Raw genomic sequence first — 16,091 nt, 5'->3', positions numbered from 1 at the left:
CGCTCGCCGCGCGTGCCCACGGACATGGGGTGAGCCGCCCCGACACCGTGAGCCTTCCGGGGCTTCCCTGTCTCCCCGCGAGTGGGGCACCCTGGGAAGGGGTGGTCATGAGCCAGCGTCGGCCGTCACGCCAGGAGCTGAACAGGGCCCACAGGCGTACCGGCTTCATCGGGCGTCACGAGGAACGTCAGTCCTTCCACGCCAACCTGTGCCTCGATCCGGGGGAGGCGGACTACCTCTTCCACGTGTTCGGGGTGGCGGGCGTCGGCAAGTCGTCGCTGATACGCCACTGGGAGGGAACCGCCCGAGCCGCCGGCGCTGTCACGGCGGTGGTGAACGAGGATGCCAACAGCCCCATCGAGGCCATGGAGTCCATCAGCGCGCAGTTGGCGCGCCAGGGGCAGGCACTGAGCAGATTCGCGACCACCGTCGAGCGTTACCACAAGCAGCGGCACGAGGCCGATGCCGCACTCGCACTCCCTGCCGTCGACTGTGGAGACGGAACCGTGTCGACGGCGAGCAGGACGGCCGCGCAGATCGGGATGGGCGCCCTGAGTCTGGCGCCGGTGATCGGACCCGCCGCAGCCGCGTTGGATGTCGATCAACTGGCGCGTGGGGCGGACCGGATGCGCGCCGTTGTCAGCAGCCGCTTCCGTAACCATCACGACGCCGAACTCGTCCTGGACCCGCTACGGGTACTGACCCCCGCGTTCGTCCAGGGGCTTGCGGAGGCGGCCGACCGGCACTCCTGGGTGGTTCTCTTCTTCGACACCTGGGAGCGCACCGAGCCGTTCCTGGACGCCTGGCTGCGCAGCGTCGTGCTGGACGACGACCACGGTGATCTGCCCCTGAACGTCGTCGTCGTCATCTCCGGGCAGGCTGCGCCGGTCGCGCGGGAGTGGGCCGCGCACGAGCGCTCCGACGAGCTCGACCCCGACTACCCCTGGGCCGTCGCCAACCGTGGGGTGGTGCACCGGTTGGCCGGCCGCTACGAGCAGGCCATCACCGACCTCGATCACGCCATCCGGCTCAACCCCCGCTACGCCTGGGCCATCGCCAACCGAGGGGCCGCACGGCGTCGGGCCGGCCACCATGGCGCGGCGCGCGGCGACATCGAGCAGGCGCTCGGGATGGAACCGGCGAACACGGAGTATCAGCTGCAGAGGGCGATGCTCATCACCACGGTGGACGGTTTCCGGGACGCGGCCGGCATCTGGCGTTCCATCGGCGCCGGGGATCCCAGGGACGAATACGGGGCGCTCGCGGTCTTCCTGGCCGCTCTGTCGACGGGCACGGAGGATGAAGCGAACCGCGTGTTCCGACGGTTCATGGCCTGCAACCCCCACTGCGACACCCTGGTGGAGGCAACGCAATGCCTTCATGAACTGGCCGCCCTTCTCGGGCTGGACCGAGAGGGGATCGACCGCTACCGCAGCGCGCTCGCGAACCGATTGATCGAGATGCGGACATGACTCGCCCCTCCGAGCGAGAGACTTCGTCTCTGTCGGACGGCCGGGCCGGCAGCACCTCCGGATGACGCACGAACAGCGCAACTCGGACAGCCCCTTCTCGGTCCTGCCCGGGCCGCCGCTCGAATCCCGGAAGCCCCCCATGGTGGCGGCGCGCACCCCGAGGTCCTGAACTATGGTGTCCCACCACATACGCCGGTGACCTGCGTGTTTCTACGGTGTGGCAACACGAAAACGTCCCCGTACATCCCTGGAAGTGGTGCACATGGCCTCCCCCGCGTCGGCTCCACCCGCCGAGTCGAACCTCAAGCGCATCGTCGCCGCGAGTCTCATCGGCACCACCATCGAGTGGTACGACTTCTTCCTCTACGGCTCCGCCGCCGCGCTGGTCTTCAACAAGCTGTTCTTCCCGGAGTCCGACCCGCTCGTCGGAACGCTGCTCTCCTTCCTGACCTACGCGGTCGGGTTCGCCGCGCGGCCGCTCGGTGCGCTGGTCTTCGGGCACTACGGCGACCGGCTCGGGCGCAAGAAGCTGCTGGTGCTGAGCCTGCTGCTGATGGGTGGCGCGACCTTCGCGATCGGACTGCTGCCGACCCACGCGACCGTCGGGTCCATCGCTCCCGTCCTGCTGACCGTGCTGCGTCTGGTGCAGGGCTTCGCGCTCGGCGGTGAGTGGGGCGGGGCCGTACTGCTCGTCTCCGAGCACGGGGACGCGAAGCGGCGCGGGTTCTGGGCCTCCTGGCCGCAGACCGGCGCGCCGGCCGGGCAGCTGCTCGCGACCGGTGTGCTGTCGGCGCTCACGGCGCTCCTCTCCGACTCGGCGTTCCTTTCGTGGGGCTGGCGCATACCGTTCCTGCTCTCCGGTGTGCTGGTCATCGTGGGTCTCTGGATCCGGCTCTCGGTCGACGAGTCGCCCGTCTTCAAGGCCGCGCTGGCCGCCGCCGAGGAGCGCAAGGCCGCTTCCGCCGGGCAGGTCGAGAAGATGCCGCTGGTCGCCGTGCTCAAGCACCACTGGCGCGATGTGCTGATCGCGATGGGCGCCCGCATGGCGGAGAACATCTCCTACTACGTGATCACCGCGTTCATCCTGGTCTACGCGACGACCCAGGTGGGCCTGTCCAAGCAGACGGCTCTGAACACCGTCCTCATCGCCTCCGCCGTCCACTTCGCCGTCATCCCGGCCTGGGGCGCGCTGTCGGACCGGATCGGCCGCCGCCCGGTCTATCTGATCGGCGCGGTCGGCGTCGGCGCCTGGATGTTCCCGTTCTTCATGCTGATCGACTCGGGCACCTTCGGCGCGCTGCTGCTCGCCGTGACCGTCGGCCTGATCCTGCACGGGGCGATGTACGCGCCGCAGGCAGCGTTCTTCTCCGAGATGTTCGCGACCCGGATGCGCTACTCGGGCGCCTCCATCGGCGCGCAGTTCTCCTCGGTCGCCGCCGGTGCCCCCGCTCCGCTGATCGCGACGGCACTGCTCGCCGACTACGGCTCCTCGACGCCGATCGCCCTGTACGTGATCGCCGCCGCGCTCCTGACGGTCGTCGCCATCGCGTGCGCCCGGGAGACCCGTAACCGCGACCTCTCCGAGGTGGCCGAGGACGCCACGCGGACCGAGACCGCCGCGGTCCGCGCCGACGCCTGACCGCACTCTTCGACGGGGACCGAACGGCCCCCTCGGCCGAGATGGCCGAGGGGGCCGTTTCGTGTCGTCGGCTTCCGGTGCTCGACTCGATGTGCTCGGAGCCCGGGCGTCCGTCGGCGCCGGTCAGCGGGTGACGGCCGACGACATCGCGTGGAGGCGGAGGGCCAGCTGGATCTCCAGGGCGCGGGACGGGGACTGCCAGTCCGGGCCCAGGAGGCGGCCGATGCGGTCGATGCGTTGGGCGACGGTGTTCACATGGACGTGGAGGTCGTCCTTCGTACGGGCGGGGCTCATGCCGCTCGCGAAGTACGCGTCCATCGTGCGCACCAGGTCCGTGCCGCGCCGCTCGTCGTACGCGACGACCTGGCCGATCGTGCGGTCGACGAAGCCGTCGATGTCCCGGGTGTCGGCGAGCAGCAGCCCCAGGAAGCCGAGGTCCTCGGCGGCGGCGCCCTCGCCCGAGCGGTGCAGCAGGCGCAGGGCGTCCATGCAGCGCCGTGCCTCCTCGTATGCGATCGCGACCCGCTCGGGTGTGGCGAGGGGCGAGGCGACGGGGGCCGAGGCGCCCACCGTGACGCTCTCGCGCAGCGCGCCGCCGAGGTGCTTGGCGGTCTGCCGGGCCAGCTCGGCCGCGGACTCGCCCGGTCCGAGCGGGAGCAGGAGCACCGTCCCGCCGTCGCGCGCGGAGGCCAGCCCCTGCCGGGTCGCGGCGAGATGCGAGGCGGCCGACCACAGTCGCTGACGGTCCGCGCTCTCCCGTACCCCGGCGTCGGCCTCGCCGCCGGAGCCGGTCCTGTCCATGCGTGCGGCGAGCACGACGTGGGGTGCGTCGACATCGGTACGGAGGCGGGCGGCGCGCTCGCGCAGCAGCCGGCGGTCGCGGTCGGGGGCGTCGAGGAGGTCGTCGAGCAGTTCGCCCCGCACCCGCTGTTCGGCCTCGCCGGCCGATCGGCGGGCGAGCAGCAGCAGGGAGGTCACCAGGCCGGCGCGCTCCAGGGTGCGCTGGTCGACGGGGTCGAGGTCGGGCTGGTCGTGCAGGACGAGGGCGCCGAAGGTCTCCCCGCCGGCCGAGACGGCCGCCACCCAGCGGTCCCCCTCGCGCAGCGCGTGGCCGTCGGCGAGCCGTGCCGAGTCGAGACCGGCGTCGATGAACTCGACCCTTCCGCCGAGGACTTCCGAGACGGCCGCGGCCACGTCGTGGACGCCGCCGCCGTGCAGCACAAGCTCGGTGAGCCGGTCGTGGACCTCCGAGGCTCGTTCGATCACGCCACTGTGCTCGCGGATGATGTCGTTGGCCCGCTCCAGCTCGGCCAGCGCCGAGCGCGTCTCGGCGAGCAGGTTGGCGGTGTCGATGGCGACGGCGGCATGCGCGGCGAAGGAGCCGAGCAGCGCGACCTGCTCCCGTTCGAAGACGCGGGCGCGCCGGTCCGCGGCGAACAGCACGCCGATCACCTGGCTGCCCAGGGTCAGTGGCACACCGAGGATGGCGACGAGGCCCTCGTCGCGCACGGCGGAGTCGATGGTGGCGGTGTGCTGGAAGCGGGGGTCGTCGAAGTAGTTCTCGGTGACGTACGGCCGGGCGGTCTGGGCGACGAGACCGCCGAGCCCCTCGCCCATGCCGAGCCTGACCTGCTGGAAGCGTGCCGAGACCGAGCCCTCGGTGACGCGCATGTACGTGTCTCCGGCCCCCGGGTCGTTGAGGCTGAGGTAGGCGACCTCGGTGCCGAGCAGGGAGCGGGCGCGCTGGACGATGGCGCGGAGCACGGCGTCGAGGTCGCGCAGTCCCGCGAGGTCGTGGGCGGTCTCGAAGAGGGCGGACAACTCGGCCTCGCGGCGGCGCCTGCCCTCCAGCTCGGCCCGCACGCGCAGGGCGAGCTGCTTGGCCTGTTCGAGCTCGGCCAGCTCCTCGGGGCCCGCGCCGCTCGCACGGGCGAGCAGCACGGGCCGATCGAAGCCCTCCGTGGCGGCTCCTCGCGCGAGGAGCTCCAGGTAGGAGACCTGTTCATGGGACATGGACACAGGGATACCTGTCGTAGGGGTGATCGCACCAGCCCTGTGGAAAACCTGTCGTCAGTGCGCGGTCCAGCCGCCGTCGAGGGCCAGCGAGGTTCCGGTGATGAACGACGCCTGCGGCGTACAGAGATAGAGCACCGCCTCGGCGACCTCCTCCGGCTCGATGAGCCGCTTGAGCGCCGAGTCCTTCAACAGGACGTCGGTCAGGACCCGCTCGGCGGGGATGGCGTGGGCCGCGGCCTGGTCGACGATCTGCCGCTCGACCAGCGGTGTGCGGACGTAGCCGGGGTTGACGCAGTTGGAGGTGACGCCGTGCGGGGCGCCTTCGAGCGCCGCGGTCTTGGAGAGTCCCTCCAGACCGTGCTTGGCGGCCACATAGGCGGACTTGAAGGCGGAGGCGCGCAGGCCGTGCACGGAGGAGAGGTTCACGATCCGGCCCCAGCCCTGCGCGTACATGTGCGGCAGGGCGCCCCTGATCAGCCGGAAGGGGGCCTCCAGCATCACGGTGAGAACCGTGTGGAAGACCTCCGGCGGGAACTCCTCGATGGGGCGGACGAGCTGGAGTCCGGCGTTGTTCACGAGGATGTCGGTGCCGGCGGCCGCGGCCTCCGCGGCGTCGAGGTCGGTGAGGTCCAGGAGCTGCGGTTCGACGGCGCCGGCGAGGCCGTCGGCCGCCTCGACGAGCTCCTCCAGCCCGTCGGCCGCCCGGTCGACCGCTCTGACCCGGGCCCCCGCGGCGGCGAGCCGGAGCGCGCAGGCCCGGCCGATGCCGCCGGCCGCGCCGGTGACGAGCGCCGTGCGACCGGCGAGGTCGAGCATGACGGAGCCGGGCGCGGGGGTGGCGGCGGGTGCGGGGCCCTGTGCGAGTGGTGCCGAGACCTGTGCCGGTGCGGGACCTGATGTGGTGGGGGCGCTCATGCTCCGCACCTTATGAAGCGTCCCACCGCCAACCGATGTGTTCAGCGCCCATACTTCAGCTCTGGGGCATGGGGTCGAACCATGTGGGTTCGTCGCTGAGCGCCTGCTCGATCCGGAAGTGCGAGAACCGCTTCATCTCCGGCAGGTCGTCCACCTCGAACCAGCCGACGTCCGTGGACTCCTCGTCGTTCACACGCGCCTCGCCGCCGACCGCGCGGCAGCGGAAGGTGACATCCATGAACTGACACTGGTCGCCGTTGGGGTAGACGACGGGCTTGCGCAGGGTCTGGACGAGCACGACCCGCTCGACCTCGCAGTGCACGGCGGTCTCCTCGAACACCTCGCGGACGGCACACGCGGCGGGCTGCTCGCCCGGCTCGACGATGCCGCCGACGATCGACCACATTCCGTTGTCGGTCCGGCGGCCGAGCAGCACGCGGCCCCGGTCGTCGAAGACGACGGCGCTCACACCCGGCAGGAAGAGCAGCTGGTGGCCGGCGCTGGCCCGGAGTTCGCGGATGAAGTCAGGAGTACCCATGCTTTGACCCTAAGCCCCCTCTGGATCAAGAACGCTCACTTGCGATCAAGCCCCGTCGACGGGCGGACCCGGGGCCGGGCGACCCCGTGAGAGCCCTCAGGCCTCGCGGCTCCGGCGTGCCCCTCAGGCCTCGCGGCTCCGACGGGCCCGCACGGCCCGCAGCACCGACCAGCCGAGCCCGGCGGCCGCGACGCCCACCAGGAGCGCCTCGGGCAGCGTGCCCATCCGCGTCGCCGGGGTGAGCGAGGAGCGCAGCGGCACCTTCTCGACCAGGACGTCCGGGGTGAACATCTCCGACCGCGCCACGATCTCGCCGTCCGGCTCGATGATCGCGCTGACGCCGCTGGTCACCGGTACGACGACCGCGCGGCTGTGCTCGACCGCCCGCACCCGCGACATGGCGAGCTGCTGGTAGGTCATCTCGCTGCGGCCGAAGGTGGCGTTGTTGCTCGGTACGGTGATCAGCTGGGCGCCGTGGGTGACGGTGTCCCGCACGGCCCAGTCGAACGCGGCCTCGTAGCAGGTCGCGAGGCCGACCTTGGTCCCGGCGAGGTCGAAGACTCCCACCTTGGTCCCGGGGCCGAAGTCGCGGCTGACGCGGTCCACGTTGCTGTTGAAGATCCGTACGAAGGACCGCATCGGGATGTACTCGCCGAAGGGCTGGACATGCCGCTTGTCGTATGTGGCGACGGGTCCCTTGACCGGTTCCCACTGGATCAGCGTGTTGCGGAGCTTCCCCGTGTCCGGGGCGACGACGGCGCCGATCACGGTCGGGACGCCGATCTTCTGGACGGCACCGCTGATGGCGTCGGCCGCGTCGGGGTTGGCGTACGGGTCGATGTCGGAGGAGTTCTCCGGCCACAGGACGAAGTCCGGCCGGGGCTTCTTCTTGTTCGCGACGTCCTCGGCCAGTTCCTCGGTGCGGGCGACGTGGTTGTCGAGGACGGCCCTGCGCTGCGCGTTGAAGTCGAGGCCGAGACGGGGCACGTTGCCCTGGACGGCGGCGACGGTCGCGGTGCCGTCCTCCGCGGAGTCGTCGACGAGCGGCAGCGCGGCGAGGGCGCCGGTGACCGGTACGAGAACGGTGAGCGCGGCCGCCGCGAGCGGGCCGCGCGGGACGACGCCCGTGGAGCGGTACGCACGGACCTGGCGGATCACCTCGTACAGCCCGAAGCCGCAGAGTGCGACGGCGAAGCCGAGCACCGGGGTGCCGCCGACGGCCGCCAGGGACAGGAACACGCCGTCGGCCTGACCGAAGGCGATCTTGCCCCAGGGGAAACCGCCGAAGGGGACACGCGCGCGTGCCGCCTCGGCGAGGATCCACACCGCGGCGGCGAAGACCGGCCAGCCGGGAAGCCGGGAGACGGCCGCGATACCGAGACCGGCCGCGGCGATGAAGAGGGCCTCGACCGCGGAGAGCGCGATCCACGGGAAGCGGCCGACCTCGGAGCCGGTCCAGATCAGCAGCGGCAGCAGAAAGCCGAGACCGGCGAGGTAGCCGAGTCCGAACCCGGCCCGCGGCCGGCGGCCGCGCAGGGTCCAGCCGAGCAGGCCGAAGGCGGGCAGCGCGAGCCACCACAGCGGTCGGGGCGGGAAGCTCAGGAAGAGCAGCACGCCCGACAGCACGGCCGCTCCCGGCCGTACGAGGCGCCGCAGGCCGGACGGACCGGGCTCCGGGGCGGCGGCGGGTCCTGAGGCGTCGACGGGGGTGATCGTGGTGCTCACCTTGCGGAGTCTACGGCGCGTACCGGGCCCCGAGGACTCCGGCTAGGGCGGCCGACGGACGAGGCGGCGTGACGAGGCGGCGCGCGACGGGGCACCGAGCCGCGCGCGGTGGGACACCACAGTCGCGCACGGCGCGGCTCGGGCGTCCTCACGATTTCCTCACTTCTGCAGCAACGTTCCTGCGCATGCGCTCCCCAAACCCCGAAAGCCCCGTTACGGTGTCGGCCAGACGGAGCGGGGGGTCGACGGGGATGGCTGCACCTGCGGCTGAGCGGGCCGCCGTGCGTGAGCGTGGGCGCGCGCCGGATGTAGCCGGGGTGCTGATCCTCGGCGTCGTCGTGCTGTGGTCGCTCGTCGCCGCCACCGGCCGGGACGCCCGCCCCGAGGGTGTCCTCCTCGCCGTCCTCGCCCTCGCCGCGGGCTACGCCTGCGGCCGGATCTCGGGCACTCTGCTCCCCGTGGCCGCTTCGGCGACCGCTTCCCTGGCCGCGCTCGGCCTCGCGCTGACCTCCGGGCCGAGCATCCCGGGCACCACCCCCGCCGGTTCCGTACCTCCCGGTCACACGGGTGCGGCCGCGGCGCTGCTCGTCCTGGCCGCCGGGGCGGCCTGCTGTGCGGCCTCGGCCACCGATTCGGTCCCGGTCCGTCTCCTGATGCGGTCGCTCGCGCTCGCGGTGGCGGGCGTGGCGCTGGCCCTGGGCTCCGTCGTGGGTTTCGTCGCGGCGCTCGGTGTCCTGCTCTGCTCTCTCGCGGCGGTGCGGATGCGGCGCCGGCTCCTCGGACTCGCGGGGCTCGCGCTGGCGACGGGACTGTTCGTGGGGGCGTCCTGGGCCGTGGCGGAGGAGCGGCTCCCCGAGGGGCTCGCGGTCTCCCTGGAGGGCCAGCTGACCCGGCACCGGGTGCTGCTGTGGCAGGACGCTGCCTCGATGGCGAAGGAGAACCCGCTGGTCGGGGTGGGCCCGGAGCGCTTCGGCGCGCTGAGCCCCACCGCCCGGACCACCCTGTACGCCGACGGCAAGCCGCATTCGGCCCCGCTCCAGCAGGCGGCGGAGCAGGGAGTGCCGGGAGTCGTCCTGCTGGGTGCGACGTACGGCTGGCTGGTGTGCGGCCTGTGGACCTCGCCCCGGCGGACGGCGGTGGTCCTGACGGCGGCGGCCACCCTGACCGCCCTGGCGGCGCTCGCGACGGTGGGCAACGCGCTGAGCTTCACGCCGGTGACCGCGGGCGCCGGACTCCTCGCGGGCCTGGCGACGGCCCGCGCGGCACCGGCGCCGACCGACGACTGAGGGCTGAGGGGCTGAGGGCTGAGGGGCTGACGAGCCAGATCACCGACGGTCCATCGCCCGAGGTGGGACCCCCGACGAGCGAAGCCACCGAGCGCCCACCGGCCGACGCCGGACCCCCGAGCGAAGCCACCGACCGCCCACCGCCCGACTCCGGAGCCCGACACGCGACGCCCCGTACGCTCAGGCGCCCGTCGGCCCCGTCGGTGTCGGGGGGAGCAGCCGGTCGCGGATGACGCGGACGCCGAACTCGGCGTCGTCGACCGTGACCGTGAACGTCCGGCCGTCGTCCAGCCTCAGGACCAGCGCCTCGCCGCGGCGGACGATGACCCCCTTGCCCTTCTCGGGGCGCCAGCGGTAGCCCCAGCCGCCCCACTCGTGGGGAGTGACCTTCGCGACGTAGTCGGCGCCGACCACATGGGCGAGCAGGATGCGCCGACGCGGCACTCCTATGTGGCCGCAGCGGACCTCCATGGCCCGCTGGTCCACCTTGACCTCGACATGGACGAAGGCGAGCGTCCCGAACAGGACGAGCAGCCCAGCGGCGACACAGCCGATCACGGCCATCAGCAGGGCCGCGATGCCGGAGGTCCACGCCGAGTCGACCGCGAGGGTGATGCCGAGCGCCATGCAACCGGCACCCGCGACCGCGGCCACCCACTGCATGCGGTTGGTGGCCCGGCCGATCCACACCTCCGGCAACGGCGCCGAGTTGTCCAGAGGCCCGGAGTGCTGGGGATGTCCGAAATGGTCCCTCATGCGTGGCAGCCTACTCAGGTTCCGCTCGTACGGCGCCCGTGCGGCACCGGACGGCGCCTCGTCAGCGGGCGGGCGCCGCGGCCCGGAGCAGGCGGCCTTCCGCGTAGCTCAGGGCGGCGGCCGGCAGGTCCGAGGTCCGTCCGCTCAACAGCACGGTGAGGCCGCCGGACGGGGTCGCGGTGGGCGCGGGCTCCGCGCCGATGCGACGGAGCGCCTGTGCCGCGACTGCCCCCGCGGAGCCGTGGAAAACCACCGGCGGCAGGTCGGCGGACTGCACCGCGGCGCGGATGCGCTCGGCGACCAGTTCGTAGTGCGTGCAGCCGAGCACCACGGCCCGTACGTCCGTCGGGGTGAGGGCGGCGGCCGCCGCGACGGCCCGCTCGACGGCGGCCGCGTCCGCATGCTCCACGGCGTCGGCGAGGCCGGGGCACGGCACCTCGGTGACCTCGGCGCCGTCGGCGAAGTCGCGGATCAGACCGCGCTGGTACGGGCTGCCCGTGGTGGCCGGGGTCGCCCAGATGGCGACCTTGCCGCCCTCCGAGGCGGCGGGCTTGATCGCGGGGACCGTACCGATCACCGGGATAGAGGGCTCCAGCGCGGCGCGCAGCGCGGGGAGGGCGTGCACGGTGGCGGTGTTGCAGCCGACGATCAGCGCGTCGGGCTCGTGCGCCGCGGCGGCCCGGGCGACGGTCAGCGCGCGGTCCGTGAGGTCCTCCGGCGTCCGCGGGCCCCAGGGCATCCCGTCGGGGTCGGAGGAGAGGACCAGATCCGCGTCGGGCCGCAGTCGGCGAACCGCGGCCGCTGCCGGGAGCAGGCCGATTCCGGAGTCCATGAGCGCGATCTTCACCCGATCACCCTAGCCGACCACCCTTGCGTCCCCGGCGATCTGGGGCAGACTGCGGCGAATGAGCGCCATTGCCTGGATCGCCACGGGTTCGCTCGCCGCCTGGGGGTGGCTGCTGCTGGGTCAGGGGTTCTTCTGGCGTACCGATCAACGCCTGCCCAAGGCGCACGCGCGCGTGCGGCCGGGCGACTGGCCCAGGGTCACGATCGTCGTGCCGGCGCGGGACGAGGCGGAGGTGCTTCCGCTGAGCCTGCCGTCGCTGCTCTCGCAGGACTATCCGGGTGAGGCGGAGGTCGTTCTCGTCGACGACGGCAGCTCGGACGGCACCGGGAAGCTCGCCGGCGAGCTGGCGTCGCGCTACGGAGGGCTGCCGTTGACCGTGGCCTCGCCGGGCGAGCCCGAGCCCGGCTGGACGGGGAAGCTCTGGGCGCTGCGCCACGGCATCGGACTGGCACGCGCGCGTGACCCTGAGTTCCTGCTCCTGACGGACGCCGACATCGCCCATGAGCCGGACAGTCTGCGCCGCCTCGTGGCCGCGGCCGTCGGGGGCGACCTCGACCTGGTGTCCCAGATGGCCCGGCTGCGGGTGGCGAGTTTCTGGGAGCGGCTGGTCGTGCCGGCCTTCGTCTACTTCTTCTCCCAGCTGTATCCGTTCCGCTGGATCAACCGCCGACGCCCCCTGGCCACGGCGGCGGCCGGCGGCTGTGTGCTGCTGCGGACGTCGACGGCCGAACGGGCGGGGGTGCCGGACTCGATCCGGCAGGCGGTGATCGACGACGTGTCGCTGGCCCGCGCGGTGCGGCGGGCCGGCGGACGGATCTGGCTGGGTCTCGCCGAGCGGGTGGACAGCATCCGCCCGTATCCGCGCCTTGCCGACCTGTGGCGCATGGTCTCGCGCAGCGCGTACGCCCAACTCCGGCACAATCCGCTGGTGCTGGCCGGCACGGTGGCCGGGCTGGCCCTGGTCTACCTGGCTCCCCCGGCGGCGCTGGTGGCCGGGGTCGTGGGCGCGGACCCGGCGGCCGCCTGGACCGGCGGGATCGCGTGGGCGGTGATGGCGGGGACGTACGTCCCGATGCTCCGCTACTACCGGCAGCCGCTCTGGCTGGCTCCCACGCTCCCGTTCACCGCGCTGCTCTATCTCCTCATGACGGTGGACTCGGCGGTGCAGCACTACAGGGGCCGGGGCGCGGCCTGGAAGGGGCGGACCTATGCCCGCCCCCGACCGGCCCCGGACCGGTGATCACTTGACGGCCGGCGTCCACTTCATGCCCCAGCCGTACGCCTCGTCGGCGGTCTTCTGCATGCTGATCCCGAGCATCGGGTCGAGGTAGCGCGCCTCCCGCTGGACGATCAGGTCGCCGTCCTCCTGGGTGAGCAGGGCGAGCGCGCAGACGGTCGCCGGGCCGGTGCACTCGTCGAGGGAGAACTCGACGGGGGCACCGTGCTGGGGCTGGAGGGTCACGGTGGCGTCCAGGCCGGCGAAGCTCTGGGCGCCCCTGTAGATGGTCACGAAGACGAGGATGCGGCGGAACTCCGCGGTGTGGTCCAGATTGACCGTGAGGTTCTCTCCGGAGTCGACGTCCCCGGTGCGGTCGTCCCCGTCGAGATGGATGTACGGGGGTTCGTGCAGCGACCCGAAGCCTTGGAGCGCCTGGACGACTCCCTTGCTGCCATCGGCGAGTTCGTACAGGGCGCAGAGGTCGAGGTCGAGGTCGACAGGGGCGGCAGCACGCTTCCCGACCGCTCGGCCGAGTCTGACCCCCCAGCCCGTGTTCTGCTTGCGCACCTGCCAGTTGAGGTTCACCCGCAGCGTGCCGGAGGTGCCGCCCTGCTTGGTCAGGGAGACCTTCGGCGACTCCTTCGTCAGGGTGATCTTCGTGAGCGAGACGTTCCCGGAGGGCGCCACCACGGCGTCGGCGGGCGGCTCCGCCACCTTGGCCAGGGCGGGCGATTCCGCCACCTCGACCGGGGCGGGCGGCTCCACCGCGGCCGGGGGCTCGGGCTCCTCGACCGTGATGCCGAAGTCCGTGGCCAGCCCTTCCAGGCCGGAGCCGTACCCCTGGCCCACCGCCCGGAACTTCCACGCCCCGTGCCGTCGGTAGAGGTCGCCGAGGACGAAGGCCGTCTCGACGGTCGCGTCGGCGCTGTCGTACCGGGCGATCTCCGCCCCGCTGTCCGCGTCCACCACGCGTATGTACAGACCCGGGACCCGGCCGAAGCCCCCGCCGTCGACCGAGGCCGCCAGGACGATCTGCTCGACGACCGGTTCCACCCGCTCCAGATCCACGGTCACGACGTCCGTCATGGCACCGTCCGCGTCCTCGGCCCCGCCCCCCGCGGCGAGCTTTCCCTCATGACGGACGGAGCCCGACGCGTGCTCCGGCTGGTTGTAGAAAACGAAGTCCGTATCGGAGCGCACTTTTCCCGACACAAGGAGTAGCGCCGAGGCGTCGACATCCGGCACCCCCGCACCTGAACGCCAGCCCAATTCGACGCGCACAGTGCGCGCCGCCACCGGAACATTGGCTCCCTTAAGCATGGACATGATCCCCCCCAGTCACGCTCGCGGCACATCAAGATTTCTTTACGTCAACTTAATGCGGGGTCACCGCGGGCACCCCGAGCAACCCGTGGGTAACCCCTTCCCAGCTCGTGTTTTCAAGATCAGCGGCCTGCCGGACCCTCTCGGCGCGACCGTTTTTGTCACGTTCGATCGCATTAAGGATCGACGGTCACTCAGAACCCGTCAAACAACCCTCTTATCGGGCTCCCCAACCAGCACATCGTGGGCTTAACTTATGTGCCATGACCTCCCCCCGCTCCACCTACGGCGGCGGTTACTACACCGCGCCGTCGTTCCCCGACACCCCCATCTACGACTCCCTGGTCGCGGAGCGGGGCACGCCTCAGATCGCCCCGATCCGAGTGCCTTCCGCGTACGACACCGGCAACAGCTATCTGCCGGCGCTGCCCGCGGCCCTGCCCGCCCTCCCGGCGGGCCCCAGCCAGCCCTCCCCCGCCTACAACGGCGGCGGTTCCTACGGCTACCCGCAGCCGATGCAGCAGCAGATGGCCCCCGTTCCGCTGCAGCACGCCCCTGCGCCGTACATCCCCCAGCAGCCCGCCGCCACCCGCGGCTACCCGGGCGGCCAGCCGCAGCAGCCGCAGCGTCCGGTGAGTACCGGATACGAGGCGATGCGCCCCGCTGCGCGCCCCGCTCCGGCGCCCGTGCAGTACCAGGACCCCTACAACCGCCCGTACCAGGGTCAGGGGTACTGAGCGACACCAAACACGGAGCTACTGGCAGGATGGCGACATGTCGATCCCTCGCCTGCGCTCCGTCCATGTCCACCCGGTCAAGGCGCTGCGCGGTTACGCACCCGCCGAGGCGGAGGTCCAGCCATGGGGACTGGCCGGTGACCGCCGTTGGGCCGTCGTGGACCCGTCGGGCAAGGTCGTGACCCAACGCCGTCATCCGCAGATGGCGTTGGCCTCGGCCGAACCGCTGCCGGACGGTGGCATCAGGGTGTCCGCGTCCGGCCGCCCGCCGCTGTCGGTCGAGGTGCCGCGGCCGTCGTCCACGATCCGGGTGGAGGTCTTCGAGACTCCGGTGGAGGCGGTCCCGGCCGATCCCGCGGCCGACGCGTGGTTCAGCGCGTATCTGGACACCGAGGTCCGGCTCGTCCACATGGACGAGCCGGCGCACCGGCGTCCGATCAAGCCCGAGTTCGCACTGCCGGGCGAGACGGTGAGCTTCGCGGACGGCTTTCCGCTCCTGGCCACCACCACGGCCTCCCTCGACGCCCTCAATTCGCTGATCGCCCAGGGCGATCACGCCGACGAGGGCCCCCTTCCGATGAACCGCTTCCGGCCGAACGTGGTCATCGACGGGACCGCGCCCTGGGCCGAGGACGGCTGGACCCGGCTCGCCGTCGGCGAGGTCACCTTCCGGGTCGCCAGGTCCTGCGGCCGTTGTGTCGTGACCACCACCGACCAGCGGACCGCCAAGCGCGGCAAGGAGCCGCTGCGGACGCTCGCCCTCCACCGCAAGGACGGCAGCCGGCTGATCTTCGGGCAGAACCTCGTGCCCGAGACCGTCGGCACCATCCGGGTGGGCGACGAGGTCAAGATCATCGACTGAGGCGGGGGACCGCCGCGCGATCGTCACACTTCCCGTCCCGACAGGCAGGGAACCCTCCCCGGGGGCAGACTCGTTGAGAGAGCCATGGACGAGGGGGTGCGAGGCATGCGAGCAGCCACCGGAGTCTGGCGCTGGCGGCACAATCCCCTGCGCCGGACCACGGACGTGATCGAGGCGTGGGTCGCGCTCACGGCCGTGGTGCTCCTCGCGCTGGCGGTGCCGACGGCCGGCTGGCTCTCCGGGGTGCGCACCGACGCCTCCCTGCAGCGCGCGGTCCAGGCCCAGCACCGACTGCGCCAGCCCACGACGGCCCGGGTCGTCCGGCTCGCCGACACCCCGGCGCCGGGTCTCACGAGCCCCGAGTCCGCCGACGAGCAGCCGCTCCGCCGCTCGGTCGTGGCCCGCTGGACGGCACCGGACGGCACGCCCCGTACGGGCACGGTGACCACCCGGCGCGAACTGGCCGATCCGGGCGCCACGTTCCGGATCTGGACGGACCGGAGCGGGCGCCCGGTCACGGCGCCCATGCTGCCGGAGACCGCGCATGCCCACGCGATCGCCATCGGCCTGCTCACAGCCGCCCTGGTGGGCGTCTTCGTCGAGGCGGTCAGGCGTCTTGTCGTACGGCGGCTGGTACACCGGCGGTACCAACGGCTCGACCGCGCATGGGCCAAGGCCGGTCCCGACTGGGGACGTACGGGCGCGGGCAGCTGACCGTCGGACAGCGCACGCCCCCGCGACCAGCCGTCCCTTCCC

At 72.3% G+C, this 16,091-nt stretch carries 14 protein-coding genes; 7 read left to right on the top strand and 7 right to left on the bottom strand.

What is annotated here, in order from left to right:
* Positions 1-107 precede the first annotated feature (107 nt).
* Both ACFQ7Q_RS26615 and ACFQ7Q_RS26610 read left to right on the top strand, forming a co-directional pair.
* Positions 108-1,472, top strand: a complete 1,365-nt coding sequence (locus tag ACFQ7Q_RS26615; protein WP_383559400.1) for a tetratricopeptide repeat protein — start codon at positions 108-110, stop codon at positions 1,470-1,472.
* Positions 1,473-1,734: 262 nt separating this feature from the next.
* Complete coding sequence (locus ACFQ7Q_RS26610; RefSeq protein ID WP_383559398.1) at positions 1,735-3,111, top strand: MFS transporter; 1,377 nt, start codon at positions 1,735-1,737, stop codon at positions 3,109-3,111.
* 123 nt (positions 3,112-3,234) lie between these two features.
* On the opposite strand, the gene ACFQ7Q_RS26605 is transcribed toward ACFQ7Q_RS26610, so the two are convergent.
* The 4 genes from ACFQ7Q_RS26605 to lnt form a co-directional block, all read right to left on the bottom strand.
* Entirely contained in the window at positions 3,235-5,124 is a 1,890-nt protein-coding gene (locus ACFQ7Q_RS26605) for a helix-turn-helix domain-containing protein (RefSeq protein WP_383559397.1), read from the bottom strand.
* A 57-nt stretch (positions 5,125-5,181) separates the two neighbouring features.
* Positions 5,182-5,943, bottom strand: a complete 762-nt coding sequence (locus tag ACFQ7Q_RS26600) for a 3-hydroxybutyrate dehydrogenase (protein ID WP_383559403.1) — start codon at positions 5,941-5,943, stop codon at positions 5,182-5,184.
* 154 nt (positions 5,944-6,097) lie between these two features.
* Positions 6,098-6,580, bottom strand: a complete 483-nt coding sequence (locus ACFQ7Q_RS26595; protein WP_383559395.1) for an NUDIX domain-containing protein — start codon at positions 6,578-6,580, stop codon at positions 6,098-6,100.
* Between the two features lie 123 nt (positions 6,581-6,703).
* Positions 6,704-8,305 carry an apolipoprotein N-acyltransferase gene (gene lnt / locus ACFQ7Q_RS26590; RefSeq protein ID WP_383559393.1) on the bottom strand — a complete coding sequence of 534 codons (1,602 nt, stop codon included), beginning with the start codon at positions 8,303-8,305 and terminating at the stop codon, positions 6,704-6,706.
* Between the two features lie 251 nt (positions 8,306-8,556).
* Here lnt and ACFQ7Q_RS26585 point away from each other — a divergent pair, with 251 nt between their 5' ends.
* On the top strand, positions 8,557-9,591 hold the full coding sequence (locus tag ACFQ7Q_RS26585) for an O-antigen ligase family protein (protein WP_383559391.1): 1,035 nt from the start codon (positions 8,557-8,559) through the stop codon (positions 9,589-9,591).
* A 180-nt stretch (positions 9,592-9,771) separates the two neighbouring features.
* Here ACFQ7Q_RS26585 and ACFQ7Q_RS26580 read toward each other — a convergent pair whose 3' ends face one another.
* Entirely contained in the window at positions 9,772-10,347 is a 576-nt protein-coding gene (locus ACFQ7Q_RS26580) for a hypothetical protein (RefSeq protein WP_383559389.1), read from the bottom strand.
* A 61-nt stretch (positions 10,348-10,408) separates the two neighbouring features.
* Complete coding sequence (locus ACFQ7Q_RS26575) at positions 10,409-11,194, bottom strand: glutamate racemase (protein ID WP_383559387.1); 786 nt, start codon at positions 11,192-11,194, stop codon at positions 10,409-10,411.
* Positions 11,195-11,252: 58 nt separating this feature from the next.
* On the opposite strand from ACFQ7Q_RS26575, the gene ACFQ7Q_RS26570 reads away from it, so the two are divergent.
* Positions 11,253-12,434: a glycosyltransferase gene (locus tag ACFQ7Q_RS26570; protein ID WP_383559385.1), complete on the top strand. Its 1,182-nt coding sequence runs from the start codon at positions 11,253-11,255 to the stop codon at positions 12,432-12,434.
* Here the strand turns inward: ACFQ7Q_RS26570 and ACFQ7Q_RS26565 are convergent, their stop codons facing one another.
* Complete coding sequence (locus tag ACFQ7Q_RS26565) at positions 12,435-13,739, bottom strand: TerD family protein (protein ID WP_383559384.1); 1,305 nt, start codon at positions 13,737-13,739, stop codon at positions 12,435-12,437.
* Between the two features lie 260 nt (positions 13,740-13,999).
* Between ACFQ7Q_RS26565 and ACFQ7Q_RS26560 the strand changes: the two genes are divergently transcribed.
* The 3 genes from ACFQ7Q_RS26560 (at position 14,000) to ACFQ7Q_RS26550 (ending at position 16,049) form a co-directional block, all read left to right on the top strand.
* Positions 14,000-14,473 carry a DUF6643 family protein gene (locus ACFQ7Q_RS26560; RefSeq protein WP_383559383.1) on the top strand — a complete coding sequence of 158 codons (474 nt, stop codon included), beginning with the start codon at positions 14,000-14,002 and terminating at the stop codon, positions 14,471-14,473.
* A 37-nt stretch (positions 14,474-14,510) separates the two neighbouring features.
* The gene (locus ACFQ7Q_RS26555; RefSeq protein WP_383559382.1) at positions 14,511-15,335 is read left to right on the top strand and encodes an MOSC domain-containing protein; all 825 of its coding nucleotides are present in this window, start codon (positions 14,511-14,513) and stop codon (positions 15,333-15,335) included.
* Between the two features lie 105 nt (positions 15,336-15,440).
* Positions 15,441-16,049 (top strand): hypothetical protein, encoded by a 609-nt coding sequence (locus ACFQ7Q_RS26550; RefSeq protein WP_383559381.1) that lies wholly within the window; start codon positions 15,441-15,443, stop codon positions 16,047-16,049.
* The last annotated feature ends 42 nt before the right edge of the window (positions 16,050-16,091 follow it).

The organism is Streptomyces sp. NPDC056527 (genome assembly GCF_042794475.1).
Lineage (GTDB): Bacteria > Actinomycetota > Actinomycetes > Streptomycetales > Streptomycetaceae > Streptomyces.
Note: the sequence above shows the minus strand (reverse complement) of the source record. Positions and strands in the feature narration are given on the sequence as shown.

What these genes read in the sequence shown, in the direction of transcription:
- ACFQ7Q_RS26615 (WP_383559400.1), top strand. Translation starts at nt 108, where the DNA reads ATGAGCCAGCGTCGGCCGTCACGCCAGGAGCTGAACAGGGCCCACAGG.
- ACFQ7Q_RS26610 (WP_383559398.1), top strand. Translation starts at nt 1,735, where the DNA reads ATGGCCTCCCCCGCGTCGGCTCCACCCGCCGAGTCGAACCTCAAGCGC.
- ACFQ7Q_RS26605 (WP_383559397.1), bottom strand. Translation starts at nt 5,124, where the DNA reads ATGTCCCATGAACAGGTCTCCTACCTGGAGCTCCTCGCGCGAGGAGCC.
- ACFQ7Q_RS26600 (WP_383559403.1), bottom strand. Translation starts at nt 5,943, where the DNA reads ATGCTCGACCTCGCCGGTCGCACGGCGCTCGTCACCGGCGCGGCCGGC.
- ACFQ7Q_RS26595 (WP_383559395.1), bottom strand. Translation starts at nt 6,580, where the DNA reads ATGGGTACTCCTGACTTCATCCGCGAACTCCGGGCCAGCGCCGGCCAC.
- ACFQ7Q_RS26585 (WP_383559391.1), top strand. Translation starts at nt 8,557, where the DNA reads ATGGCTGCACCTGCGGCTGAGCGGGCCGCCGTGCGTGAGCGTGGGCGC.
- ACFQ7Q_RS26580 (WP_383559389.1), bottom strand. Translation starts at nt 10,347, where the DNA reads ATGAGGGACCATTTCGGACATCCCCAGCACTCCGGGCCTCTGGACAAC.
- ACFQ7Q_RS26570 (WP_383559385.1), top strand. Translation starts at nt 11,253, where the DNA reads ATGAGCGCCATTGCCTGGATCGCCACGGGTTCGCTCGCCGCCTGGGGG.
- ACFQ7Q_RS26565 (WP_383559384.1), bottom strand. Translation starts at nt 13,739, where the DNA reads ATGTCCATGCTTAAGGGAGCCAATGTTCCGGTGGCGGCGCGCACTGTG.
- ACFQ7Q_RS26560 (WP_383559383.1), top strand. Translation starts at nt 14,000, where the DNA reads ATGACCTCCCCCCGCTCCACCTACGGCGGCGGTTACTACACCGCGCCG.
- ACFQ7Q_RS26555 (WP_383559382.1), top strand. Translation starts at nt 14,511, where the DNA reads ATGTCGATCCCTCGCCTGCGCTCCGTCCATGTCCACCCGGTCAAGGCG.
- ACFQ7Q_RS26550 (WP_383559381.1), top strand. Translation starts at nt 15,441, where the DNA reads ATGCGAGCAGCCACCGGAGTCTGGCGCTGGCGGCACAATCCCCTGCGC.